Source organism: Janthinobacterium sp. JC611 (assembly GCF_018682595.1).
Lineage (GTDB): Bacteria > Pseudomonadota > Gammaproteobacteria > Burkholderiales > Burkholderiaceae_D > Janthinobacterium.
Genome location: NZ_JAFLJN010000003.1, coordinates 382,983 through 405,757, shown reverse-complemented (window position 1 = coordinate 405,757; position 22,775 = coordinate 382,983). Strand labels below are relative to the sequence as shown.

Annotated in this window: 22 protein-coding genes; 19 read left to right on the top strand and 3 right to left on the bottom strand. The window is 65.1% G+C overall.

Annotation, left to right across the window (positions count from 1 at the left end; genetic code table 11):
- Positions 1–95: 95 nt before the first annotated feature.
- The 11 genes from J0O65_RS04760 (at position 96) to J0O65_RS04710 (ending at position 12,117) form a co-directional block, all read left to right on the top strand.
- A complete protein-coding gene (locus J0O65_RS04760; RefSeq protein WP_215404584.1) occupies positions 96–767 on the top strand; it encodes a PEP-CTERM sorting domain-containing protein in 672 nt (223 codons plus the stop codon).
- A gap of 81 nt (positions 768–848) precedes the next feature.
- Positions 849–3,002, top strand: coding sequence for a type I secretion system permease/ATPase (locus J0O65_RS04755; RefSeq protein WP_215404583.1), 2,154 nt, complete (start codon positions 849–851; stop codon positions 3,000–3,002).
- Complete coding sequence (locus J0O65_RS04750) at positions 2,999–4,321, top strand: HlyD family type I secretion periplasmic adaptor subunit (RefSeq protein ID WP_251373431.1); 1,323 nt, start codon at positions 2,999–3,001, stop codon at positions 4,319–4,321. Before J0O65_RS04755 ends, J0O65_RS04750 begins: the two co-directional genes overlap by 4 nt.
- Positions 4,321–5,613, top strand: a complete 1,293-nt coding sequence (locus J0O65_RS04745) for a TolC family protein (RefSeq protein WP_251373428.1) — start codon at positions 4,321–4,323, stop codon at positions 5,611–5,613. The genes J0O65_RS04750 and J0O65_RS04745 overlap by 1 nt, the downstream gene beginning before the upstream one ends.
- A gap of 94 nt (positions 5,614–5,707) precedes the next feature.
- Positions 5,708–6,985 carry a lipoprotein-releasing ABC transporter permease subunit gene (locus J0O65_RS04740; protein WP_215404581.1) on the top strand — a complete coding sequence of 426 codons (1,278 nt, stop codon included), beginning with the start codon at positions 5,708–5,710 and terminating at the stop codon, positions 6,983–6,985.
- 32 nt (positions 6,986–7,017) lie between these two features.
- Entirely contained in the window at positions 7,018–8,283 is a 1,266-nt protein-coding gene (locus tag J0O65_RS04735) for a lipoprotein-releasing ABC transporter permease subunit (protein ID WP_215404579.1), read from the top strand.
- Between the two features lie 16 nt (positions 8,284–8,299).
- Positions 8,300–9,034 (top strand): lipoprotein-releasing ABC transporter ATP-binding protein LolD, encoded by a 735-nt coding sequence (lolD, locus tag J0O65_RS04730; protein WP_215404577.1) that lies wholly within the window; start codon positions 8,300–8,302, stop codon positions 9,032–9,034.
- Positions 9,035–9,036: 2 nt separating this feature from the next.
- Complete coding sequence (locus J0O65_RS04725; protein WP_215404575.1) at positions 9,037–9,837, top strand: TatD family hydrolase; 801 nt, start codon at positions 9,037–9,039, stop codon at positions 9,835–9,837.
- A gap of 4 nt (positions 9,838–9,841) precedes the next feature.
- Positions 9,842–11,071 (top strand): PQQ-dependent sugar dehydrogenase, encoded by a 1,230-nt coding sequence (locus J0O65_RS04720; protein WP_215404573.1) that lies wholly within the window; start codon positions 9,842–9,844, stop codon positions 11,069–11,071.
- A gap of 181 nt (positions 11,072–11,252) precedes the next feature.
- Complete coding sequence (locus J0O65_RS04715) at positions 11,253–11,642, top strand: Rap1a/Tai family immunity protein (protein WP_215404571.1); 390 nt, start codon at positions 11,253–11,255, stop codon at positions 11,640–11,642.
- 1 nt (position 11,643) lies between these two features.
- On the top strand, positions 11,644–12,117 hold the full coding sequence (locus tag J0O65_RS04710) for a T6SS effector amidase Tae4 family protein (protein WP_215404569.1): 474 nt from the start codon (positions 11,644–11,646) through the stop codon (positions 12,115–12,117).
- A 3-nt stretch (positions 12,118–12,120) separates the two neighbouring features.
- Here J0O65_RS04710 and J0O65_RS04705 read toward each other — a convergent pair whose 3' ends face one another.
- Together J0O65_RS04705 and J0O65_RS04700 are read right to left on the bottom strand one after the other, a co-directional pair.
- A complete protein-coding gene (locus J0O65_RS04705) occupies positions 12,121–14,106 on the bottom strand; it encodes a helicase-related protein (RefSeq protein ID WP_215404567.1) in 1,986 nt (661 codons plus the stop codon).
- Complete coding sequence (locus tag J0O65_RS04700; RefSeq protein WP_215404565.1) at positions 14,103–14,411, bottom strand: hypothetical protein; 309 nt, start codon at positions 14,409–14,411, stop codon at positions 14,103–14,105. The genes J0O65_RS04705 and J0O65_RS04700 overlap by 4 nt, the downstream gene beginning before the upstream one ends.
- A 194-nt stretch (positions 14,412–14,605) precedes the next feature.
- On the opposite strand from J0O65_RS04700, the gene J0O65_RS04695 reads away from it, so the two are divergent.
- Together J0O65_RS04695 and J0O65_RS04690 are read left to right on the top strand one after the other, a co-directional pair.
- Positions 14,606–17,029, top strand: coding sequence for a DNA internalization-related competence protein ComEC/Rec2 (locus J0O65_RS04695; RefSeq protein ID WP_215404564.1), 2,424 nt, complete (start codon positions 14,606–14,608; stop codon positions 17,027–17,029).
- Positions 17,030–17,124: 95 nt separating this feature from the next.
- Positions 17,125–17,634: a hypothetical protein gene (locus J0O65_RS04690; protein ID WP_215404563.1), complete on the top strand. Its 510-nt coding sequence runs from the start codon at positions 17,125–17,127 to the stop codon at positions 17,632–17,634.
- A 22-nt stretch (positions 17,635–17,656) separates the two neighbouring features.
- Here the strand turns inward: J0O65_RS04690 and J0O65_RS04685 are convergent, their stop codons facing one another.
- On the bottom strand, positions 17,657–18,580 hold the full coding sequence (locus tag J0O65_RS04685; RefSeq protein WP_215404562.1) for a LysR family transcriptional regulator: 924 nt from the start codon (positions 18,578–18,580) through the stop codon (positions 17,657–17,659).
- 222 nt (positions 18,581–18,802) lie between these two features.
- Between J0O65_RS04685 and J0O65_RS04680 the strand changes: the two genes are divergently transcribed.
- From J0O65_RS04680 to dcd, 6 genes are all read left to right on the top strand, one after another.
- Entirely contained in the window at positions 18,803–19,021 is a 219-nt protein-coding gene (locus tag J0O65_RS04680) for an antitoxin VbhA family protein (protein WP_215404561.1), read from the top strand.
- The gene (locus J0O65_RS04675) at positions 19,018–19,569 is read left to right on the top strand and encodes a Fic/DOC family protein (RefSeq protein ID WP_215404560.1); all 552 of its coding nucleotides are present in this window, start codon (positions 19,018–19,020) and stop codon (positions 19,567–19,569) included. The genes J0O65_RS04680 and J0O65_RS04675 overlap by 4 nt, the downstream gene beginning before the upstream one ends.
- A 156-nt stretch (positions 19,570–19,725) precedes the next feature.
- Positions 19,726–20,487 (top strand): sulfite exporter TauE/SafE family protein, encoded by a 762-nt coding sequence (locus J0O65_RS04670; RefSeq protein ID WP_034756294.1) that lies wholly within the window; start codon positions 19,726–19,728, stop codon positions 20,485–20,487.
- Positions 20,488–20,509: 22 nt separating this feature from the next.
- Positions 20,510–21,205, top strand: coding sequence for an HAD family hydrolase (locus tag J0O65_RS04665; RefSeq protein WP_215404559.1), 696 nt, complete (start codon positions 20,510–20,512; stop codon positions 21,203–21,205).
- Positions 21,206–21,263: 58 nt separating this feature from the next.
- A complete protein-coding gene (locus J0O65_RS04660; protein ID WP_215404558.1) occupies positions 21,264–22,064 on the top strand; it encodes an alpha/beta fold hydrolase in 801 nt (266 codons plus the stop codon).
- A gap of 133 nt (positions 22,065–22,197) precedes the next feature.
- Positions 22,198–22,767 (top strand): dCTP deaminase, encoded by a 570-nt coding sequence (gene dcd, locus J0O65_RS04655; RefSeq protein WP_034755486.1) that lies wholly within the window; start codon positions 22,198–22,200, stop codon positions 22,765–22,767.
- Positions 22,768–22,775 lie beyond the last annotated feature (8 nt).

The following is a 22,775-nucleotide window of genomic DNA, read 5'->3' as shown; positions in this document are numbered from 1 at the left end:
CTGCCCGGCAATGCCGCACCGGCGCGCCCGTCACGGGGCGCCGGCGCTTTTCCACGCTTTTTTCCACACTTGATAACAGAAATAGGGAAACCACCATGAAACAATCCATGCACCTGCTCGTTCGCGGCGCCATCGCCGCAGCCACGTTCGCCCTTGCCAGCGGCAACGCCCTGGCCGTTTCCAACCTGCAAGTTGTCGATTCCCACAGCGTCAGCCTGTTTACGGCTGCCGGCGGCGCCTTCGGCCCGGGCAGCGCCATCTCGCCGACCTTGTGGGAAGTCAAGTACGACAGCAACACTTTCCTGGCGTTTTGCCTCGATCCCCACGTCGCATTGAGCAACAGTTCGAACAGCTACAGCAGCGGCGCCTTCGCCGCCAGCGATGCCGTCAAGCGCCTGTATGAAGGGTATTACGCCTCGTCCGTCGCGAATGTGTCGACCAGCGCCAACAGTGCCGCCGCCTTCCAGCTGGCCCTGTGGGAATTGAATAACGACAACACGAACTTGCTGACGGGCGAGCTGCGCTTCAAAAACCTGAGCAATGCCGTCGTCAGCCAGGCCAACACCATGCTGGGCGTGGCCACGGGCAATGGCGCCATCCAGAACCTGTACAACTACACGAGCTTGACGAGCGTCAACCCGGCTTCGCAAACCCTGCTCAGCGTGTCGCCCGTGCCGGAAGCGCAAACCTGGGCCATGCTGGTCGCGGGCCTGGGCTTGCTGGGCTTCATGGCGCGCCGCCGCAAGGGCGCTGCCGCGCTGCATTAATCCTCGCCCGTCGCGCAAGCGATAGGATCCCGCTGCGGCGCGCCCGACCGGCGCGCCGCAGCGTTTTACTGTGAATCCATCATGACCCGACCCCCCGACACCTCCACCGCTTCCGCCGGCACGTCCAGCCATGCCATCGCCGAGGCCATCGTTTTCCTGGCGCGTTTTTTCGGCGTGGCCGTGCAGGCCGAGCGCCTGCGCGCCAGCGTGGCGGCCCAGGCCGGCCCGGCCGCCGCCGGTTTCCTCGACCAGGCGCTGGCGCAAGCCACCCTGGCCGGCACCGCGCTGGCGGCGGACAAGCCGCGCCGCGCCACGGAAATGCCGGCCTTGCTGCTCAACGGGGAAGGGCAGGCGCTGGTGGTGCTGGCGATTGCCGATGGTAAATATGAATGCCATGTGCCCGGCATCGCCGGCAGCGCCTGGCTCGATGCGGCGGCGCTGGCGCGGGAAGTGCCCGATGGACGCTGGGTGGCCGTGCGGCCCGTGATGTTTTTCGACCAGCGCAGCTTGCTCTACAGCGTGCCGGCGGCGGGGCGCTGGTTCTGGGATGTCTTCAACCGCAACCGCTGGGTCTTCCGCTGGGCCTTGCTGGGCACCCTGGTGCTCAACGTCATCGGCGCGCTGGTGCCGTTCTATGCGATGGCCGTGTACGACCGCGTGATACCGAACAATGCCACGGCCAGCCTGTGGGTGCTGACGATCGCCGTGGTGGTGCTGACGGGCTTCGAGCTGGCCCTGCGCCTGCTGCGCGGCGAACTGGTGGAAACGGCGTCGCGCCGCATGGACGTGGCGCTGTCGTCGAATATCTTCGCCCAGTGCCTGCGCCTGCGCGCGGCCAGCCGGCCCGCTTCCGGCGGGACCTTGGCCAATACCGTGCGCGATTTCGAATCCGTGCGCGAATTTTTTGCTTCCACCACGCTGACGACCCTGGGCGACTTGCCCTTCCTGCTGCTGTTCCTGCTGGTGATCGCCCTGGTGGGCGGCTGGCTCGTGCTCGTGCCCCTGGCCGCCATCCCGATCCTGCTGCTGGTCGCCTTTGCCTCGCGCGCGGCCCTGGCGCGCCACGTGGCCGCCTCGATGCAGGAAAGCGCGCAGCGCACGGCGCACCTGTTTGAAACCATGAATGGCCTCGACACCATCAAGGCGCTGGGCGCCGAAGCATGGAGCCGGCGCAAATGGGAAAGCCTGACGGTGGCCATCGCCGCCAACAGCGTCGAGACGCGCGAAATCGTCAGCAGGGTCAATTACATCAACACGGCCGTGCTGGCGCTGTCCGGCGTGGCCGTCGTGGCCACGGGTGCCTTGCTGATGGGCGAACACCTGCTGACCCTGGGCCAGATCATCGCCGTGAGCATGCTGACGGGGCGCGCCCTGGCCCCCGTGAGCCAGATCGCGGGCCTGATCATGCGCTGGGAACAGACCAAATTGTCGTATCGCGCACTCAATAAAATCATGGAAGCGCCGACCGACGACGACGCGGCCGGCCTGCAGGCGCCGCCCCTGTCCGGGCGCATCGAATTTCGCGACGTGGGCTTTGCCTATCCGAATTCGCCGCCGCTGCTCGATAAGCTCAACCTGCAGATACGCCCCGGCGAACGTGTCGGCGTGATCGGCAAGCTCGGTTCCGGCAAGAGCACCCTGCTGCGGTTGCTGCTGAATCAATATGGCCCGCAGAGCGGCAGCGTGCTGTTCGACGACCTGGCCAGCACCCAGCTGGAACCCTTGAGCCTGCGCCGCCAGATCGGCTACGTGCCGCAGGACGTGACCCTGTTCCACGGCAGCCTGCGCGAAAACATCGAACTGGGACGCAGCCAGCCGGACGACGGAAGCCTGCTCGACGCCATCCGCCTGGCCTGCCTCGATGACATCATCACCCAGCTGCCCAACGGCGTGGCGACGGAAGTGGGCGAGCGGGGCGAGCGCCTGTCCGGCGGCCAGCGCCAGGCCGTGGCCATGGCGCGCGCCTTGCTGGTGAAACCGCCGATGCTGCTGCTCGATGAGCCGAGCAGCATGTTCGATCCGGCCACGGAGCAGCGCTTGATCGCCCGCCTGCGGACATTAAAAGAGACGACCATCGTGCTGGTCACCCATCGCATGGCCATGCTGGCGCTGGTGGACCGGCTGATCGTCTTCGACAAGGGGCGCATCGTGGCCGATGGCCCGCGCGACGAGGTCATGCGGGTGCTGAACAGCCAGGCGGCCAAGCCTGCGGTGGAACAGGGAGTGGCGGCATGAGCGCGCTGAACGCCCCGAACGCCCGCCCTCTGCCGGCGGCCCATCCGGACCCGGAAAGGGAGCCGCGGCGCATCGTCATCCGCATGCTGGCCCTGATCGCCGTGCTGCTGGTGCTGGTGCTGGCCTGGGCCGCCTTCGCCCAGCTCGACGTCTCCGTGCATGGCCGTGGCGCCATCACGCCGCCGTCGCACCTGCAGGAAGTGCAAAGCCTGGAAGGGGGCATCGTGCGCGACATGCTGGTGAAGCCGGGCCAGCGGGTGCGCCGCGGCGATTTGCTGCTGCGCCTGGACACGGCCCAGTACGAGGCCAACCTGGGCGCCAGCGTGCAGAACCGCCTGGCCGCGCTGGCGGGCAGGGCGCGCCTCGATGCGCTGCTGTCCGGTGCTGCTCCCCGGTTTGCGCCGGAATGGCAGAAAGAGGCGCCCGAGCTGATCGCCAAGGAAACGCAGTTGTGGCGCGATGGGCAGCGCGAATTCGCCTCGGCCACGGCGGCCGCGCGCGAAGGCGTGACGCGCCGGCGCGGCGAGCTGGCCGAGGCGCACAGCCGCATCGCCCAACTCGATACGGGCCTGAAGATCGCGCTGGAAAGCCTGTCGATCGAGGAGCGCCTGTTCAAGGAGGGCGCCGGTTCGCGCGGCGACTACCTGAATGCGCAGCAGCGCGTGCAGCAGCAGCGCACGGAACTCGACGGCCTGCGCGCGTCCGTGCCGCGCCTGGCGGCCACCCTGGCCGAGGCGCAGGCGCAGGCGGGCGAAGTGGAAGCGCGCATGCGCGGCCAGTGGGGCGCGCAGCGCAGCGAATATGAAACCAAGGCGGGCGCGCTGGCCAGCACCGTGAAAGGCCAGCAGGACCAGGTGAGCCGGCGCGACGTGACGGCGCCCGTCGACGGCGTCGTCAACCGCGTGCTGGTGGCGACCGTGGGCGGCGTGGCGCAGCCGGGCAAACCTATCCTGGAAATCGTGCCCGCCGATTCGGAAATGCTGATTTCCGTGCGCGTGAAACCGTCGGACATCGGTTTTATCCACGTGGGGCAGCGCGCCTCGGCCAATGTGCTGGCCTATGACGCCACTACCTATGGACGCATGCAGGCGCAGGTGGTGCGCGTGGGCGCCGACGCGATCCCCGACGAGCGCAACGAGCCGTATTTCGAAGTGCAGCTGAGTACCGACCGCAGCCAGCTGACGGCGCATGGCAAGGTCTTGCCCGTCACGCCCGGCATGCCCGTCGACGTGGGCATCCTGACGGGGCGCCGCTCGGTGCTGCAATATGTGTTCAAGCCCGTGCTGCGCGGCTTGCAGTCTTCCCTGCAGGAGCGGTGATGCGTGCCTTTTTGTTGTGCATGGCGCTCGCCTGCGCCAATGCGGCGGCGCAAACCGCGCCGCCGGCCACCTTCCAGGCGCAGTCCACGCGCGGCTTGCCCGCCTTGCTGGCGCGGGCGGTGCCGCGCGATCCGCAGGTGATCGCGGCGCAGGCGGCGCTGGCCACCGCCGAAGCGCGCTACAGGCAGGCCCGTTCGCGCCTGTTCCCGACGGCGGCGCTGCAGGCGACGCGGGGCCGCGGCAAGGACCTCGATGGCGCGCTGGACGTGGAACGGCGCACGCACCAGGTGGAAGCGAGCGTGCGCTGGAACGTGTACAACGGCGGCGCCGACCGCGCCGAACTCGATGCGTCCGAACGCGACATGGCGGGCGCCGCCTTCGACGTGGAGCGGGCGCGCGCGGAAAGCGCGGAAAAGCTGGCCGAAGCGTATTTCGACATGCAGCGCCTGGAACGCAACCTGCTGCAGTCGCAGGAACGTCTGCGCGACGTGACGCAGCTGGTGCGGCAGGTGACGCGCCAGGCGGAGCTGGGCAAATCGTCGGAAGTGGACCGCGAACTGGCGCAAAGTTCGCAGCTGGACGCGGAACTGGTGCACGACGGCTTGCTGACGGACCAGCAGGCGGCGCGCATCAAGCTCGAGGCGCTGGCCTTCGAGCCGGTGGCGCAGTTTGCCGATTTCGCCTTTGCACCGCTGCCGGCCCAAGCCCTGGAGCATGCCGATACGCAGCAGGCGCAGTTGCGCGCCGCGCGCGAGCGGGCTGCCGCGGCGCAGCTGCGCGTGCGCGGCGTGGCGGCCACCCTGGCCCCCAAAATCGATCTGAATGTCAGCCATCTGCTGAATAACAAGACGACGCCGCCGCCGTCGACCATCCAGCAGCGGGGCTGGTCGGTGGGCGTGAGCTGGGAATTCCCGCTTGGCGGCGGCAGCCTGGCGCAGCGCGACGAGAGCGTCAGCCGCGCCCAGGCGGCCGAGGCGGACGTGGCGCGCGCCGAGCAGGGCACGCGCGCCGACCTGGCCAGCATGCTGCCGCGCATCGCCAATGCGCAGCGCACCCTGGCCCTGCTCGACGAGCAGGAAAGGAAGATGGCCTTCGTCGTGCGCGGCGGGGCCATCCAGTACGAGGCGGGCCGGCGCAACCTGCAGCAGGTCATCCAGACGCGCGACAGCTATTTCACGATACAGCAGCGGCGCATCGACCAGCTGCACCGCCTGACCCTGGCGCAGATGCGGCAATATGCGCTGGCGGGGCAGCTGTTGCGGGTTTTCGGCCTGGCGCAGGAGGTAAAATAGGGCCGGCGTGCGCTGTTTCACGCAGAGTTGATGCATGAAATGCCCATTGTGTGGCACACTGCGCGCTCGCATATCATCGTTGTCGCGGGAGCGCATGAGCATCATCAAACAATTTCCCTTCGAGTGGCAGGTCGGCGTGCGCTATACGCGCGCCGGGAAGCGCAGTGGCCGCAACAGCTTCATTTCCTTCATCTCCCTCATTTCCGTGGCCGGCATCGGCCTGGGCGTGGCCGCCCTGATCGTCGTTTTGTCCGTCATGAACGGCTTCCAGAAGGAAGTCACCGACCGGCTGATGTCGGTGCTGGCCCACGTCGAAGTGTTCGACACGAGCGGCTCCATGCCGAACTGGCAGGCGCAGGAGCGCGCCGCCTACGCCAACCCGCAAGTCAAGGCCGTGTCGCCGTTCGTGGAAACCCAGGGCATGCTGCTGAACGACGAAACCATGCGCCCGTCCATCGTGCGCGGCGTGCTGCCGCAGCAGGAAGCGACCGTCTCCAGCGTGGCCTCCCAGATGAAGCAGGGCAGTTTCAAGGACCTCACCCCAGGTTCCTACAACATCGTGCTGGGCATCGACCTGGCCAAGGCGCTCGACGTGAAAGTGGGGCAGAACGTCACGCTGATGCTGGAACGCGAGCCAAAGGCGGGCGACCCGGCCAACGGCATCGTCATGCCGCGCATGCGCGCGCTCAAGGTGACGGGCATCTTCGAGGCGGGCCACAATGAACTCGATGGCAGCCTGGCCTTCGTCAACATGCAGGACGCCGAGCAGCTGCTGCAGCTCGATGGCCCGTCCGGCCTGCGTCTGCGCCTGCACGACATGAACCAGGCGCCGCAGGTGTCGCGTGAACTCAAGGCCTCGATGCCGGGCCAGCTGTGGATGCGCGACTGGTCGCGCGCCAGCGCCAGCTGGTATGCGCTGGTGCAAAGCCAGAAGAACATGATGTTCATCATCCTCAGCATGATCATCGCCGTGGCCGCGTTCAACCTTGTCTCGACCCTGGTGATGTCGGTGACCGACAAGCAGGCCGACATCGCCATCCTGCGCACCCTGGGCGCTTCGCCATTCTCCATCATGAAGATCTTCATGATCCAGGGCGCGCTGGTCGGCCTGCTGGGGAGTGCCTTGGGCGTGATCGGCGGCGTCGTGCTGGCGCTGAACGTGGGCGTCATCGTGCCCTTCATCGAAGGCATCTTCGGCCTGCACTTCATCTCGAAGGAAATCTACCAGATCAGCGCCGTGCCGTCCGACGTGCACTGGCTGGACGTGGCGCAGATCGGCCTGATCGCCTTTGGCCTGGCGCTGGTGGCGACCATCTACCCGAGCTGGCGCGCCGCGCGCGTCAAGCCGGCCGAGGCGCTGCGCTACGAATAACACATCAAGAAACGATAAAGACCGCCTGAACAATGAGTATTTTCAAGAATCTGCCCTTCGAATGGCTGGTCGGCCTGCGCTACACGCGAGCCGGCAAGCGCAGTGGCCGCAACAGTTTTATCTCCTTCATCTCGCTCATTTCCATGGCCGGCATCGGCCTGGGCGTGGCCGCGCTGATCGTCGTGCTGTCCGTGATGAACGGCTTCCAGAAGGAAGTGACGGACCGCATGCTGTCCGTGCTGGCCCACGTGGAGGTGTTCGACAACAGCGGCAGCATGCCGGACTGGCGCGCCGAGGCGGCGCAAGCGTTCAAGAATCCGGCCGTGAAGGGCGCCGCGCCGTTCGTGGAAACGCAGGGCATGCTGCTGCGCGACGATGCGCTGCGTCCCGCCATCGTGCGCGGCGTGCTGCCGGAGGAAGAGCCGAACGTCTCCGACGTGGCCGGCCAGACGCGCATGGGCAGCTTCAAGGCGCTGCAGCCTGGCACCTTCAATATCGTGCTGGGCATCGAGCTGGCGCGCGCCCTGCGCGTCAACCTCGGCGAAAAGGTCACCTTGATGCTGGCGCAGGGGCAGGTCACGCCGGCCGGCGTGCTGCCGCGCATGCGCAGCTTTACCGTCAGCGGCATCTTCCAGGCGGGCCACAACGAATTCGACGCCGGCCTGGCCTTCATCAATATCGAAGACGGCCAGCGTTTGCTGCGCATCGATGGCCCGTCCGGCCTGCGCCTGCGCCTGGCCGACATGAACCGGGCGCCGCAAGTGGCGGCGGAATTGAAAAAATCCATGCCGGGCGACCTGTGGCTGCGCGACTGGTCGAAGCTGAACGCCAACTGGTTTAGCGCCGTGCAGACGGAAAAGCGCATGATGTTCATCATCCTGACGCTGATCATCGCGGTGGCCGCCTTCAACCTCGTGTCGACCCTGGTGATGACGGTGACGGACAAGCAGGCCGACATCGCGATTCTGCGCACTCTGGGCGCTTCGCCCCGTTCCATCATGAAGATTTTCATGATCCAGGGCGCGCTGGTGGGCATCCTGGGCACGATCCTGGGCGTGGGCGGCGGCGTGCTGGTGGCCATGAACATCGACGTCATCGTGCCCTTCATCGAGCACCTGCTGGGCGTGCAATTCCTCTCCAAGGACATCTATTTCATCAGCACCGTGCCGTCCGACCTGCGCTGGCCCGACGTCGCCAAGATCGGCGTGCTGGCCGTGATCCTCGCCTTTTTGGCGACCCTGTACCCAAGCTGGTGGGCCGCCCGCGTCAAACCCGCGGAAGCCCTGCGCTATGAATAAACCACTGACTACGACCATGACCGATCTGAACAAACCTGCTTCCAACGGCGCTTCCGCCGATTCCGCCGTGCTTTCCTGCCGCGGCCTGGGCAAGACTTTCACGCAGGGCAGCTACAAGGTGCAGGTGCTGGCCGGCATCGACATCGACGTTCACCGCGGCGAGCGCGTCGCCATCGTCGGCGCGTCCGGCTCGGGCAAGTCGACCCTGCTGCACCTGCTGGGCGGCCTCGATACGCCCACCAGCGGCAAGGTGACCCTGCTGGGCAAGGACTTCGCCAACCTCAGCGAAAAGGCGCGCGGCGACTTGCGCAACGCCTCGCTGGGTTTCGTCTACCAGTTCCACCACCTGCTGCCCGAGTTTTCCGCGCTCGACAACGTCGCCATGCCGCTGATGATTAGGCGCATGAAGCGCGCGCCCGCCACCGAGCTGGCGCAGCAGATCCTCACGCGCGTGAACCTGGCCAAGCGCGTCACGCATACGCCGGGTGAATTGTCGGGCGGCGAACGCCAGCGCGTGGCCCTGGCCCGCGCCCTCGTCACGCAGCCGGCCTGCGTGCTGGCCGATGAACCGACGGGCAACCTCGATCACGCCACGGCCGAACAGATTTTCGACCTGATGCTGGAACTGTCGCGCACCCTGGGCACGGCCTTCGTCATCGTCACGCACGATATCGAACTGGCCAGGCGCTGCGACCGCGTGCTGCGCCTGACGGACGAAGGACTGCAGCCGTACCAATACCAGGGAGACTAGCCATGCCGTGGATCGACACGCACTGCCACCTGGACGCGCACGAATTCGGCGGCGAATCGCTGCAGGTGGCGGCGCGCGCGGGTGCGCAAGGCGTGGCGATGATCGTCGTTCCCGCCGTTGAACGGGCCAATTTCGCCATCGTGCGCGAGCTGGCGGCAGCGGCGCCCAACGCCTGCTACGCGCTGGGCATCCATCCGATCTACGTACCGCACGCCACCGAGGACGATTTGCTCGCCCTGCGCGAGGCCGTGCAGGTCGCCATGGCCGATCCGAATTTCGTCGCCATCGGCGAGATCGGCCTCGATTTCTTCATCCCCATGCTGTGCGAACCGGCCATGCGCGCCAGGCAGGAGCATTTTTTGCGCGAGCAGCTGAAAATCGCCCGCGACTTCGATCTGCCCGTGCTGACCCACGTGCGCCGTTCGCAGGACATCGTCCTCAAGCACGCGCGCCAGATCCGCCCGAACGGCGGCATCGCGCATGCGTTCAATGGCAGCTTCCAGCAGGCGCAGGGCTATATCGACCTCGGTTTCAAGCTCGGTTTCGGCGGCGCCATGACGTTCACCCGCGCGCTGCAGATACGCCGCATGGCTGCGGACCTGCCTTTGGACGCCATCGTGCTGGAGACGGACGCGCCCGATATTTCCCCGGCCTGGATACACCCTGGCCGCAACAGCCCCGAAGAATTGCCGAGCATCGGCGCCGTGCTGGCCGAGCTGCGCGGCCTCGATATCGCCCAAGTGGCGGCTGTTACCAGCGCCAACGCGCGCGCCGTGATGCCCAGATTACCCCTGATGGAATGAGACCATGAACAAGAAAATGCTCGCGGGCGCCCTGGCAGCCTGCCTGTCCGGCGCGTTTGTTCCCGCCATGGCGGCGCAAGGCGCCCAGTGCGACGGCATGCCGCGCCTCGACGTCGCCACGCCGCCCGGCTTTTGCGTGGCCGTGCTGGCGGACGGACTGAAATTCCCCCGTGGCGTGCTGCCGCTGACGAATGGCGATATCCTCGTCACGGACATGGCGGGTTGGGCGCCGAAGCAGGGTAAATTGTGGCTGTTGCAGCGCAAGACGGCCGGCGCCAGCTACGAGCGCAAGCTGCTGCTCGACAAGCTCGATCGCCCGAACGGCATCGTGCAGGGACCGGATGGCATGGTCTACGTGGGCGAAGTGGGGCGCATCTTCCGCTTCGACTTGCGCGATCCGTCGCGCGCGCTCACCGACGTCATCGGCGGCAAGGCGAAGACGCCGCGCCTGCCGGGCCTGGGCTTGCACCTGCTGACGAACATGCGCTTCAGTCCCAAGGGCGACCTGTACGTGAACGTGGGCTCGAGCACCGACCATTGCGAAAACGATGGCAAGGCGCCCGATCCGGCCAAGGCTTGCCCTTCGGCAGAAGGCCCGGAGGCCTTGGGCGCCATCCGAGAATACAAGATGGCCTGGCCGGCCGGCACGGTGACGAGCTGGCGCACGCATGCGCGCGGCTTGCGCAATTCGATGGCGCTTGCCTTCCATCCGGCCACGGGCGAGCTGTGGCAGGCGGAAAACGCGCGCGACGCCATCCAGGCCGCCATGCCGCAACTGAAAAGCGATGAAAACCTGCCGCACGAAGAACTGAACCTGATCAAGGCCGACCGGCACTATGGCTGGCCGTACTGCTACGACGACAATGTGGCCAGCCCCGAGTACCCGAAGACGGCTTGCGACGCCCAATACACGGCGCCGCAGCGCCTGCTGCCCGGCCACGCCGCGCCGCTGGGCATGACTTTTTACACGGCCAACCGTTTCCCGGAACTGTACCAGAACAGCCTGATCATCGGCTACCATGGCTACCGCGGCAACGGCCACCGCCTGGTGGCGCTGCTGCCCGACAAGGCCGGCGCGCCGCTGGGCAAGTCCGTCGACTTGATCAGCAACTGGGAGCGCAAGGGCAAGCAGGGCAGGGGCGCGCCCGTCGACGTCAAGCAGGGCCAGGATGGCGATATCTACATGGCCGACGACCACAATGGCCTGGTGCTCAAGCTGCATTTTCAGCAGTAGGTCGGGTTAGGCTGAAGGCCGTAGCCCGACAACACCCGTAGCGCCCACAATGTCGTCGGATGACGCGCGCCCTGCGGACGCGCTAATCCGACCTACCCTACCTGCGCTTGACCTCGCTCAGTGCGGGCCTGCCGCATGCTCCTACAATCGGCCAGACGTTCCCCACTGATCAGGGTTGGCCATGCATTCACCCTTGCTCGTCGTTGCGCTGTGCCTGTGCCTGCCGAGCGCGCGTGCGCAGGGCGGCATTTACGCGCCGGCGCCACGCCTGAGCGCCGACCAGCTGATCGCGTATTACCAAGAGGTACCGGCAGCGGGGGAGGCGCCAGATCCCGCTTTCCTTCTCGGTCAGCGTTTTGCGAAAGGCTACCTGGCCGGCGTGGCCGATGCGGCGCAGGGAAGGCAGTGGTGCGATACGGGCCGCGTGAAAACGGTGGAAATCGATGCGCAAGTCATCGTTGAACTGAAAAAGCTGCCGCTCCGCGCCCGCCAGGGCGACGCATCGGCCCTGGTCGTCGCCATCCTGGCGCGGCGTTTTCCCTGTCCCACTCCATCACCCACGGGAGGCTGACGTGAAACCTGCATTCATCAAGCTGCGAGAGAATTATTCGAGCGTGGCCGCCGTTGACCAGGCCGCCCTGTTCGGCGAAATCGGCTGGGAAGACTTGATCGGCAAGGACAGCTTTGCCAATACCTGCGCCATCCGCGTCAGCCTGGCCCTGATCAAGGCCGGCGTCCAGGTCAAAGGCCGCATGGCCATCCGCAAGGGGCCATTCAAGGGCGCGCTGATCGAGCCGGGACAGGCCAAGCTGGCGCACATGCTGGCCAGCCCCTCGATGTTTGGCGCGCCCGAAAAATTCAGCCGGGATGGGGCCATCGCCGGCATCGGCCAGCGCAAGGGCCTCGTCGCCTTCTTCCGCATTCCCGGCTACCTGGGCGGCGCGGGCGGGCATATCGACATCCTGCTGCCATCCATCGGCGTGCAGGTGTGCGGTTCGGAGTGCTACTGGACCTGCGCCGAAGTGTGGTTCTGGGAATTGAGATAAGGCCTATTTGAACTTCTTCGACCGTCCGCGCGAGGCCGCATTGTGCGCGCGCAGGATGGAGTCGACGCGCTCGGACGCATCGCGCGACAGGTTTTGCGCCACGGCGATATCGGGGAAGAATTCGGGCAGGCGGTAGCTGAGCCAAGCATACGCGGAATAGTAGCGGCAAGTGTCTTCCACCTGCTGCAAATTCTGCGTGCCGCCGCCGTAGGCGTGCTGGCGCAGAGTGCTCGTTTTTCCCTGCGACAGATTCTTCGCCCAGTGCTCCCACGCCGTTTGCAGGGATGGTACCTTGCTGGAGATCGGCACCAGCGACAGGGTGAACTTGTCGGCCACGGACAGGGGCAGGGTATCGAGCCAGACGGCGCGCTCCTTCTGGTCTTCCGTGATACGGGGGAAGAAGAAGCCGTCCGGCACGTCGATGTTGTGGATGAAGCGGCGCAGCAGTTTTGACAGCGACAGTTCGCCCGTCACCGACGAAATACGGTGCAGATGTTCGAGCGACGGCGCCACGGCAAAGCCGCTGGTGTTCAGCGCATGCAGCTTTTCCTTGAGCAGCGCGCGCATGACCTCATGCGTCTCGTTGTCGTAGCCGGCCACGAGTCCCTCTTCATGCACGCCGTAGCGGCCCGCGCGCCCGGCGATCTGGCGCGCCAGCGCGGCCGAAATCTCTTCCTCTTCGCGGCCATTGTATTTGACGCAGGTGGTCATGACGATGCGCGCGATCGGCATGTTCAGGCCCATCGCCAGCGCGTCCGTGCCGACGACGATGTCGGCCGTGCCGTCGCGGAAGCGCTGCGCCTGCGCGCGCCGCACCTCGGGCGACAGGTTGCCGTAGACGGTGGCCACGGACAGCCCCGTTTCCGTGATCATGTCGCGCCACATCAGTACTTCGCGGCGCGAAAAGGCGATGACGGCGTCGCCGCGGCGCAGGTTGCGCACCTTGCGCACGGCCGTCGGCTCCATCGACAGGGGCGCCATGCGTTTGAGTACGTGCACCTCCAGCGGGCAATCCAGGCGCTCGGCCAGCGCCTCGATGGCGCGCCGCGCTTCGGGCGCCCCCACCAGGTAGACGGTGTGGGCGGGCGCGCCGCAGACGGCCGCCGTCCACGCGGCGCCCCGGTCCGGGTCGGCCAGCATCTGGATTTCATCGATGACGGCCACGTCGACGACGGTTTTCGTGTCCAGCATTTCCACCGTGCTGGCCACGTGCGTGGCGCCGTCGACCACGCGGCGCTCCTCGCCCGTGATCAGGCTCACGGCCAGCGGCTTGCCATGCGGCGCGGCTTCCTGCAGGCGTTCGTAGTTTTCCAGGGCCAGCAAGCGCAAGGGCGCCAGGTAGATGCCGCTTTTCGCCTTGACCAGCGCTTCCATGGCGCGGTGCGTCTTGCCGGAATTGGTGGGGCCGAGCAGGGCGATGAAGCGGCGCGGCAGGCGGCGCGCCATCTCGAACGAGGCGGGATACTCGGCCAGGTTGATGCTCTGGCGCGTGCGCGCCGCATGCTGTTCTTCCTGCTGGCGCTCGATGGCGTGATTGAAGCGCTGGCGGATGCGGTCGAACACCATGCCGGCCGGCTCCGACGTCTGCATGTCGGCCAGCGTATGCAGGAAGACCATCGGGTCCGTGTCCACGTCTTCGCTCAGGCCCGCGATATCGGCGACGAAATCGATCACGTGCTGGCGCAGTTCCTCGAAGACGGCCGCGCTGGCCCGTTCGCGCACCAGGGCCAGCTTGGTCTCGCGGTCCATCTTGCGCCACTTGGCCGGCCGCGCCAGCACGCCCTGGCTTGGTACCAGCGCATACGGCACCACCAGGTGGCCCGCCTTGACGACGCCGGAAAAGCGCACGAAGACGCGGCCTTCCATCTTGACCAGGCGGATATGCTCGGCCAGTTCCCCCAGTTCCGCGACCAGGGTGGCGTCGTTATTGTCTTCGGTGCTATCGGAAATGTCGGTGGAAGTGTCGGGAGGAAGTGCGGAGGAAGTCATGTCGTGCCTGGGTGTAGAAGTAAGCGAGGCCGATTATACCGTCGATGGGGGCGGGCGGTGGCGACAGCCCTGGCACTGGCACTGGCAGATTCAGGCGGCACGCGCGCGCACCAGGCGCAGGCCAGGTCGAGCACGCTCAATGGCGTGTCCGAGGCCGGTATCAGGCTGGTCAGCATGTCGTCGGACGAGGTCCAGGTGCTGGCGGGGGAACTGGCTGGCAGATGGGCAAACGCGGCGCGGGTGACGCCCACTTGCCTTTGATGAAAGTCCTGCAAATAGGTTTCTGCCGCTGTCAGTGTCGTCATGCAAGGTCCGCAAGGTCGTGGCGCCAGGGCGCCGGATGGCCATCTTAGCATGCGGAAAGTTTCGCCTGCGGTGGCGCCGGATGGCGCGCATGCGCGTTCTTATCCATGCACCATTGCGCCAGATCAGGTGGCAAGGAGTGGAAAACGCTCACAGTAACTGGGTCCCTTTCGCAGCGAGCGGATTTGGCTTTTTCATGCGCACCCTGATACTCGGCTTTGCCGCTGGCGCCGCCTGGTTGCAGACGCAGGCCAGCTTGCCGCCGCATGCGGCCATGTTGCTGTGGGTTATCGCTGGAATGTCGCTGTTGCTGGCACTACTGCTGCGCCGTCACGCGCGCTGGCGTTCCGTTGTTGCGCTCGCCGCTGGCGTGGGACTGGGTTTTTATTGGGCCGCCTGGCTGGCCCAGACAGCCATGGCACCGCAGCTGGCGCTGGCCGATGAGGGGCAGGATATTGTTGTCACGGGCACCATCGCCAGCCTGCCGTACCGCTTCGAGCAGGGGGTGCGCTTCAATTTTACCGTGGAGAAGGCTGTGGGGGCGAAGGTGCCGCCCCTGATCGCGCTGTCCTGGTACGCGGGTTTTCGCGATGCAGTGACGAACGCCGTGGGCGACGTGCAGCCGGGCGAGCGCTGGCGCCTCACCGTGCGGCTGCAGCGTCCGCACGGCAACGCCAATCCCATGGGCTTCGATTACGAGGCGTGGCTGCTGGAGCAGGGCGTGCGCGCCACCGGCTATGTGCGGCCGCAGCCGCGCGCCGATACGCCGAACGTGCGCCTGGCCGCCTTCGTGCCCGGCTTTGGCAATGTGGTGGAAGCGAGCCGCGCGGCCTTGCGCGCGCGCATACTGCGCAGCCTGGACGATAAACCGTATGCGGGCGTGATCGTGGCGCTGGTGGTGGGCGACCAGCGCGCCATTCCCCAGTCGGACTGGCAGGTATTCAACCGCACGGGTGTGAGTCATCTGATTTCGATTTCCGGCCTGCACATCACCATGATCGCGGGTCTGTTCGCCCTCGGGGCGGGCGCGCTGTGGCGGCGCTCGTTTTTCACGGAGCGGCAACTGCCTTTGCTGCTGCCGGCGCAAAAAGTGGCGGCGCTGGCCGGTGCGCTGGCGGCATTTGTGTATGTGCTGCTGGCCGGCTTCGGCGTGCCCGCGCAGCGTACCTTGTATATGTTGCTGGTGGTGGCGCTGGCCTTGTGGCTGGGACGCATCACCAGCATAGGCCACATCCTGTGCCTGGCGCTGGGCGTCGTCGTGCTGCTCGACCCGTGGGCCGTGCTGTGGCCCGGTTTCTGGCTGTCCTTCGGCGCCGTCGCCACCATGCTGTACGCGACGGCGGGCCGTACCACGGCGCCCATGCCGCCGCAAGCCGGGCGCTGGCGCCGCCTGCGCGCGGCCGTGGCGCTCGGTGCGCACACGCAGTATGTGGTGACGGTGGGGCTGGTACCGTTGACGATGCTGCTGTTCTCGCAAGTGTCGCTGGTGTCTCCCGTCGCCAATGCGTTGGCCATCCCCGTCATCAGCCTGCTCGTCACGCCCCTGTCGCTGGCGGGCAGCCTGCTGCCGGCGCCGCTGTCCGATGGGTTGCTGCTGCTGGCACACGCCATCGTGCAGATGCTGGCGCAGGTGCTGGACTGGCTGGGTGCGCGCCGCTTTGCCGTGTGGACGGCGCCCGTGCCGCCAATGTGGAGTTTTTGCTGGGCATTGTTCGGCACGGCCTGGCTGCTGGCGCCACGGGGATGGCCGCACCGCTGGGCCGGCATGCTGGGCTGGCTGCCGCTGTTGACGGCCTTGCCATCGAGTCCGCCGCCTGGGCGCATGTGGATCACGGCCTTTGACGTGGGACAAGGCATGGCCGTGCTGGTGGAAACGCACAAGCACCGCCTGCTGTACGACACGGGGCCCGCCTACAGCCTCGATGCCGATGGCGCCAGCCGGGTAATCGTGCCGTATCTGCGCGCGCGCGGCATCGCCAGACTCGACGGCGTGATCATTTCCCACAGCGACCTCGATCACGCGGGTGGCGCCGTGTCGCTGCTGGAGAACGTGCAAGTGGGATGGCTGGCCTCGTCCCTGTTCGACGGCCACCCGGCCGTCGAGGCCCGGCGCGAGTCGCACCGGCCCTATCTGCACTGCACGGCGGGCCAGCGCTGGACCTGGGAAGGCGTGCACTTTGCCATGCTGCACCCGCTGCCCGCCAGCCATACGGACATTGCCCTGAAACCCAACGCCCGCAGCTGCAGCGTGAAGATCACGGCTGGCAAGCATGCCATCTTGCTGGCCGGCGACATCGAAGCGGCGCAGGAAGCGCAATTGCTGGCGCGCTCTGGCGACGGCGAACTGGCGGCCGACGTCTTGCTGTCGCCGCACCACGGCAGCGGCACGTCTTCCACGCCGGCATTCCTGGCGGCCGTGCATCCGGCCCTGGCGATTTTCCAGGTGGGACACAGGAATCGCTATAAACATCCGAAGCCGCAGGTATATGCGCGCTATGGCGAGATGGGCATTGCGCGCCTGCGCACGGATGAGGAGGGGGCGGTGCTGCTGGCGTTTGGGGACAATATCGAGGTGACGCGGTATCGGGCCAGCCGGCCGCGCTACTGGCATGGGCGCTAGCGGACGCCGCGGCTTTAATGGTATAGCTTTAATGGTATATATTTCTCATGGGTTGGCAGCCCCGGCGCTGCCTGGATTATTCTGAAAGGGTGAAGATGGGCCTGTTTAGTTGGAGGAAAAAGGCGGCCGTGCCGGCGATCAGCTTCGAGGAGTGGGTCCGCTCCCAAAGCAAGCCGTCGAAGACGCTGTCATATGATTTGCAGGGGCGGCAGGCTGATGCCGTTCGCCGGCAGCATCCCTATCTGTTTCACGTGACGGACCTGCCAAGCGCCGAGGCCATCGTGACGCATCGGCTGCTGCAAGGCGCTTTTGAGCATGTGACGCTGTCGCAGGGACTGCAGGGGGCGCTTTCGCAGGCGGAAAGAAAGGGATGCGTGCTGATTTTCCGCTTCCAGGGACAGGCCGTTGTCGGGATGACGCCGGCCAGCAAGGCGCCGGAGGTGGCGTACCACCATGTCGGTTCCGAAGGCTATGTGGAGACTTTTATTGCGTATGGCACGGTCACCCCGCTGGAACTCATCGCGATAGCGTTTCGTGGCGAGGCGCCGATCTATGACGTGGCGTGGGTCCTGGACACGCCTGTTTCTGTCCACATAAAGGCATAGCGGCCCAGCATCGGGGCAGCCGTCAGCCGTGCCGCTCGTCCGGTATCTCCAGCCCCCGCTGCCGCACATATTCCAGAAACAGCCGCGCCCCCTTGGCCATCCTGGAGCTGCCGTAGACGGCGTGAATGCTGGGGTCCAGCTCCTTCGATGATGTCAGCCGGTACGCCGTGCAGACGCGGCGCAGGGTGCCGTTGGTCACGGCCGGTTCCGCCAGCCAGCTGGCCAGGCGTACGATGCCGGCGCCTTCCAGGGCCGCCTGGAAAGTGGCGATGCCGGAGGTGAAGCGGAAGCGCGGCTGCACCTGGTAGCGCACGTTGCGCGTGGCGGAGACAAAATGCCAGTCGCGCAGGATGCGGGGGGCCGAGTGCATGATGATGTCGTGGCCGGCCAGCTCTTCCGGCTCGTCGGGCGCGCCCATGCGTTCTATATAGTCGGGCGAGGCGTACATGTAGCGGCGGTAATTCCACAGGGGATAGCCGATCAGCTCGCTGGACTGGGGAAAGGCGCCACGGATGGCGAAATCCAGCTTTTCCTGGATGGGATCGATGGATTTATCCGAGAAATGGATGTCCACCGACACGTTCGGGTAGTCACGCGAAAACTGCGCCACCACTTTCGGCAGGAAGCCCAGCGACAGGATTTCCGGCGCCGAGAGGCGCACCCAGCCTTGCGGCGAGTTGCTCAATTCCGCCAATTGGTCTTCCGCCTCGGCCTGCGTTTCCAGCAAGTGCTTGGCCGACGCATAATACGTCTCGCCTGCCGTCGTCAGGGTGAACTGCTTTTGTGTGCGCAGGATCAGCTCGGCGCCGATGGCGTCCTCGAGGAACTGGATGGCGCGCGTGACGGCCGACGGCGAGCGCCCCAGCATGCGCGCCGCGTGGATGAAGCTGCGCTTTTCCACCACGGTGCAAAAGGCGCGGATCTCCCACATCAGTTTCATCGACATCGCGTGGCTCCCGGCAAAAGAGGCCAGTAGACCGCATGGCATGTATTTCGTCAAGCGCCATGAATCGTAGCGTTTTCTGCAATGCCAGGTGCGGGACGATATCCGTCACCTGGCTGAATTCTGACGACGGGCAACTTCGTCCGGCGCCGCTTGGCGACTGCGTCGGTCGTTGCCCGTCGTGCTAAAATAAAGCTTGATTCATCGCGCATTCGGGAGAAATTGATGGCCAAATTTACCCAGCAAGATCGTCAACGATCGGTAAATCAAACATTGGCAAGCTGGGCGCTTGAAGGCTTCGAGCCCGCCCCGGAATATCTGGCTTTGCTTGAGCGCTATGTTCAAGGAGAACTCACGCTTGCCCAGGTGCGCGCCATTACCGATGTCCAAGTTGCTGCAGGCACGGACAGCGGGGAAAAATCGCCAGTGTTACATGCCGCGTGACTTTCAATGACCCCTATTGTTACCCTGGTACGGATATCCTGCGCAACAAGCTGGATATCCGAGACAAGGAACGATTGAGGCAATTCGAATTCCGTAAAACAGCCGAGCGCTCCATGGAGCTTCAGGAAAGCCCAGTGGTCGGACGATTCGATTTAGTACACTTGCAAGGAATACATTCCTACCTCTTTCAAGACCTGTATGCCTGGGCCGGAAAAATTCGGACCGTGGATATTTCCAAGGGCTCCACGTTTTTCGCGCATCATGCGGCAATCCAGAGCTATGCAGACAAGCAAATCTTTCCTGCCATCGAGCGCGACAAGCTACTTGTCGGGCTCGATAAGCCGCTATTCGTCAAGCGCCTCGCTTTTCACTATGCTGAAATCAACGCTCTGCATCCGTTCAGGGAAGGCAATGGCCGCAGCATGCGGCAATTTATCGAGCAACTGGCCAGGCATGCCGGTTTTGACCTGGACTACACCAAAGTGGTGCAGAACGACTGGATAAATGCGGCCACTGCTAGTTTCGCTGGCAACTTGGTGCCGATGTAAAACGTGTTAACAATGATTGCCAGCAAGCAGTAGTCAGGCACCCGGGCGCATTCCGTCAAGCGTTACGCCTGATTGCGTTTTCCGCAATTTGAAGTTGCATCCGGAAAAATCCACGACGCCTATACTGCCGCTGTCGCCCATTCCCTACTGCCTATCATGCTGACCATCTCGCTGCTGTGTTTATTTGCCTTCTTTGCCGGCCTCATCGATGCCGCCGTGGGCGGGGGCGGGCTGATACAGTTGCCGGCCCTGTTCAACCTGATGCCGAACATGGCCTCGACCTCCTTGCTGGGCACGAATAAACTGGCGTCGGCCTGCGGCACCACGTTCGCCGCCCGCTCGTTTGTCGGCAAGGTGCACATCCCTTGGCTGCTGGTGCTGCCGGCCGTGGCCAGCGCCTTCGTCATGTCCTTCATCGGCGCGGCCGCCGTGTCGTACGTGCCGCAGCAGGTGGTGCGGCCCATGGTGCTGGTATTGATCATCATCATGGCCATCTACACCTTCATCAAGAAGGATTTCGGCACGACGCGCGAAGCGCGCCCGATTGGTCCGCGCGAGCGCATCCTCGCCATCGTCATCGGCGGCGCCATCGGCTTTTATGACGGCCTGTTCGGGCCGGGCACGGGCAGCTTTTTGATTTTCCTCTTCATCCGCGTCTTCGGCTTCGATTTCATCCTCGCCTCGGCCTGCTCGAAACTGGTGAATATCGCCACCAACGTGGCCGCGCTGGCCTTCTTCATTCCCGCCGGCCACGTGGTGTATGCGGTGGCCGCACCGATGGCCGTGTGCAATATCCTGGGCGCTTTGACGGGCACCTGGATCGCCGTGCGCCGCGGCGCCGCCTTCGTGCGCATCCTCTTCCTCGTGCTGCTGGTGCTGCTGATCGTCAAGTTGTCCTACGACATCTTCTTCAAGTAAGTTTTTTAAACGACAACAAGCCATGAAAACCATCCAGGGCGTGCTGTGGGACAACGATGGCGTGCTGGTCGATACCGAACAGCTGTTTTATGAAAGCAACCGCGACTTGCTCTTGCCCTACGGCATAGACCTGACGCCGAAGCAATTCTTTGACTGGTTCCTGGACAATCACTACGGCGCCTGGCATGTGCTGCTGGGGCAGGGCCACGCCATTGAGCTGGTCGAGCGCCTGCGGGGCGAACGCTCCAGGCTGTTCAGCGAACGCCTGCGTCAGGCGCGCCGGCTGGCCATGCCCGGCATCGAGCCCGTGCTGGCCGCGCTGCGCCCGCATGTGGCCATGGGCGTGGTGACGAGCGCCTACGAACAGCATTTCCAGATCAGCCATGCGGCCACGGGCTTGTTGCAACATTTTGATTTTGTGCTGACGCGTGAAATGTATGGCGAGAGCAAGCCGGCGCCCGATGGCTACCGGCTGGGCTTGCAGCGCCTGGGCCTGGCCGCCGCCGACTGCGTGGCCGTGGAAGACTCGCCGCGCGGCTTGCGCGCCGCCAACGCGGCCGGACTGGAATGCATCATCGTGCGCAACCACATGAATCGCGATCATGCGTTCGACGATGCTTTTTGCGTGGTGGATTCCAACGCCGAGCTGGGCGAAGTGCTGGCCTCGTTCGTGCCCGGCATGGCGCCAGCGCGCCCGCAATTAGAGGCCTTCCTCTGATCCGTCTTGCCGGCATGCCATTACAATTGTCCATCGCATTCACCGGCCCCGTCCCACGATGACCCTCCCGCAACTGCACTTTGCCCACGCCAACAGTTATCCTGCCGGCACCTACCGCAAGCTGTTCGGCTTGCTGGGCCAGCATTACACCGTGCAGGCGCTCGACATGCATGCGCACGACCCCGCGTACCCCGTCAGCACGGGCTGGCCCGAACTGGTGCGCGAGTACATCGATGACCTGGAGCGCCGCTACAGCGCGCCCGTGATCCTCGTCGGCCATTCGCTCGGCGGCATGCTCAGCGTGATGGTGGCCAAGCAGCGGCCCGACCTGGTGCGCTGCGTGGTCTTGCTCGATTCGCCCGTGGTGGCGGGCTGGCGCGCCTTGCTGGTGCGCCTGGCGCGCAACACGGCGCTGGGCGAGCGGTTTTCCCCGTCGCGTTTTTCCGCCCGGCGGCGCAAGCTGTGGCCAAGCGCGCAAGCCGCCTATGAACACTTCGCGGCCAAGGACATGTTCGCCATCTGGGCCCCGCAAGTGTTGCGCGATTACATGGACAGCGGCCTGGCGCCGCATCCGGAAGGGGTGCAGCTGCGCTTTACGCGCGAAGTGGAAACGCAGGTCTATCGCAGCTTGCCGCACCACATCGGCGGCCTCGTCAAGGATGGCTTTCCCGTGCCCATCGGGTTTATCGGCGGCACGGAATCGGTGGAGTGCCGCCAGGCGGGCTTGACGGCCACGCGCAAGCTGGTCGGCAAGTTTTTCCGCCAGGTGCCGGGCGGCCATCTGTTTCCCATGGAAAATCCGGAACTGACGGCGCAAGTGGTGCGCGAGATGATCACTGCCTTGCTGGCGAAACAATAGCCTGACGCCAAGGATTTTCAGGGGAGGGGGGCCAACAGCGGCGGATTTTCGCGTAAAATCCTGCCATCCGGGCCGCGCCTGCAGCAGGCGTGCGGCTCCAGCCATTCCGATATTCTAGAAAGATACCCCTGCGATGACGATTAAAAGCGATAAATGGATACGCCGCATGGCGGAAACAACGGGCATGATCGAGCCGTTCGAACCGGGCCAGGTCAAGGAACGCGACGGCAACCGCATCGTTTCCTACGGCACGTCCAGCTATGGCTATGACATCCGCTGCGCCGACGAGTTCAAGTTGTTCACCAACATCAACACCACCATCGTCGATCCGAAGGATTTTGACGCCAATAACTTTGTCGACGTGTCGGGCAAGGGCTATTGCATCATTCCGCCGAATTCGTTCGCGCTGGCCCGTACGGTCGAGTATTTCCGCATTCCCCGCAACGTGCTGACGATTTGCCTGGGCAAGAGCACGTATGCGCGCTGCGGCATCATCGTCAACGTCACGCCGTTCGAACCGGAGTGGGAAGGCTATGTGACCCTGGAGTTCTCGAACACGACACCGCTGCCGGCGAAAATCTACGCCAACGAAGGCGTGGCGCAAGTGCTGTTCTTCGAGTCCGATGAAGTGTGCGAAACCTCGTACAAGGACCGCGGCGGCAAGTACCAGGGCCAGGTCGGCGTGACATTGCCGAAGACCTGATGGATGGC

Coding starts and splice junctions, on each gene's coding strand:
- J0O65_RS04740 (WP_215404581.1), top strand. CDS start 5,708: ATGAGCATCATCAAACAATTTCCCTTCGAGTGGCAGGTCGGCGTGCGC.
- J0O65_RS04680 (WP_215404561.1), top strand. CDS start 18,803: ATGGCCAAATTTACCCAGCAAGATCGTCAACGATCGGTAAATCAAACA.
- J0O65_RS04670 (WP_034756294.1), top strand. CDS start 19,726: ATGCTGACCATCTCGCTGCTGTGTTTATTTGCCTTCTTTGCCGGCCTC.
- dcd (WP_034755486.1), top strand. CDS start 22,198: ATGACGATTAAAAGCGATAAATGGATACGCCGCATGGCGGAAACAACG.
- J0O65_RS04745 (WP_251373428.1), top strand. CDS start 4,321: ATGCGTGCCTTTTTGTTGTGCATGGCGCTCGCCTGCGCCAATGCGGCG.
- J0O65_RS04665 (WP_215404559.1), top strand. CDS start 20,510: ATGAAAACCATCCAGGGCGTGCTGTGGGACAACGATGGCGTGCTGGTC.
- J0O65_RS04660 (WP_215404558.1), top strand. CDS start 21,264: ATGACCCTCCCGCAACTGCACTTTGCCCACGCCAACAGTTATCCTGCC.
- J0O65_RS04695 (WP_215404564.1), top strand. CDS start 14,606: ATGCGCACCCTGATACTCGGCTTTGCCGCTGGCGCCGCCTGGTTGCAG.
- J0O65_RS04700 (WP_215404565.1), bottom strand. CDS start 14,411: ATGACGACACTGACAGCGGCAGAAACCTATTTGCAGGACTTTCATCAA.
- J0O65_RS04760 (WP_215404584.1), top strand. CDS start 96: ATGAAACAATCCATGCACCTGCTCGTTCGCGGCGCCATCGCCGCAGCC.
- J0O65_RS04690 (WP_215404563.1), top strand. CDS start 17,125: ATGGGCCTGTTTAGTTGGAGGAAAAAGGCGGCCGTGCCGGCGATCAGC.
- J0O65_RS04720 (WP_215404573.1), top strand. CDS start 9,842: ATGAACAAGAAAATGCTCGCGGGCGCCCTGGCAGCCTGCCTGTCCGGC.
- J0O65_RS04735 (WP_215404579.1), top strand. CDS start 7,018: ATGAGTATTTTCAAGAATCTGCCCTTCGAATGGCTGGTCGGCCTGCGC.
- J0O65_RS04750 (WP_251373431.1), top strand. CDS start 2,999: ATGAGCGCGCTGAACGCCCCGAACGCCCGCCCTCTGCCGGCGGCCCAT.
- lolD (WP_215404577.1), top strand. CDS start 8,300: ATGACCGATCTGAACAAACCTGCTTCCAACGGCGCTTCCGCCGATTCC.
- J0O65_RS04685 (WP_215404562.1), bottom strand. CDS start 18,580: ATGTCGATGAAACTGATGTGGGAGATCCGCGCCTTTTGCACCGTGGTG.
- J0O65_RS04715 (WP_215404571.1), top strand. CDS start 11,253: ATGCATTCACCCTTGCTCGTCGTTGCGCTGTGCCTGTGCCTGCCGAGC.
- J0O65_RS04705 (WP_215404567.1), bottom strand. CDS start 14,106: ATGACTTCCTCCGCACTTCCTCCCGACACTTCCACCGACATTTCCGAT.
- J0O65_RS04725 (WP_215404575.1), top strand. CDS start 9,037: ATGCCGTGGATCGACACGCACTGCCACCTGGACGCGCACGAATTCGGC.
- J0O65_RS04755 (WP_215404583.1), top strand. CDS start 849: ATGACCCGACCCCCCGACACCTCCACCGCTTCCGCCGGCACGTCCAGC.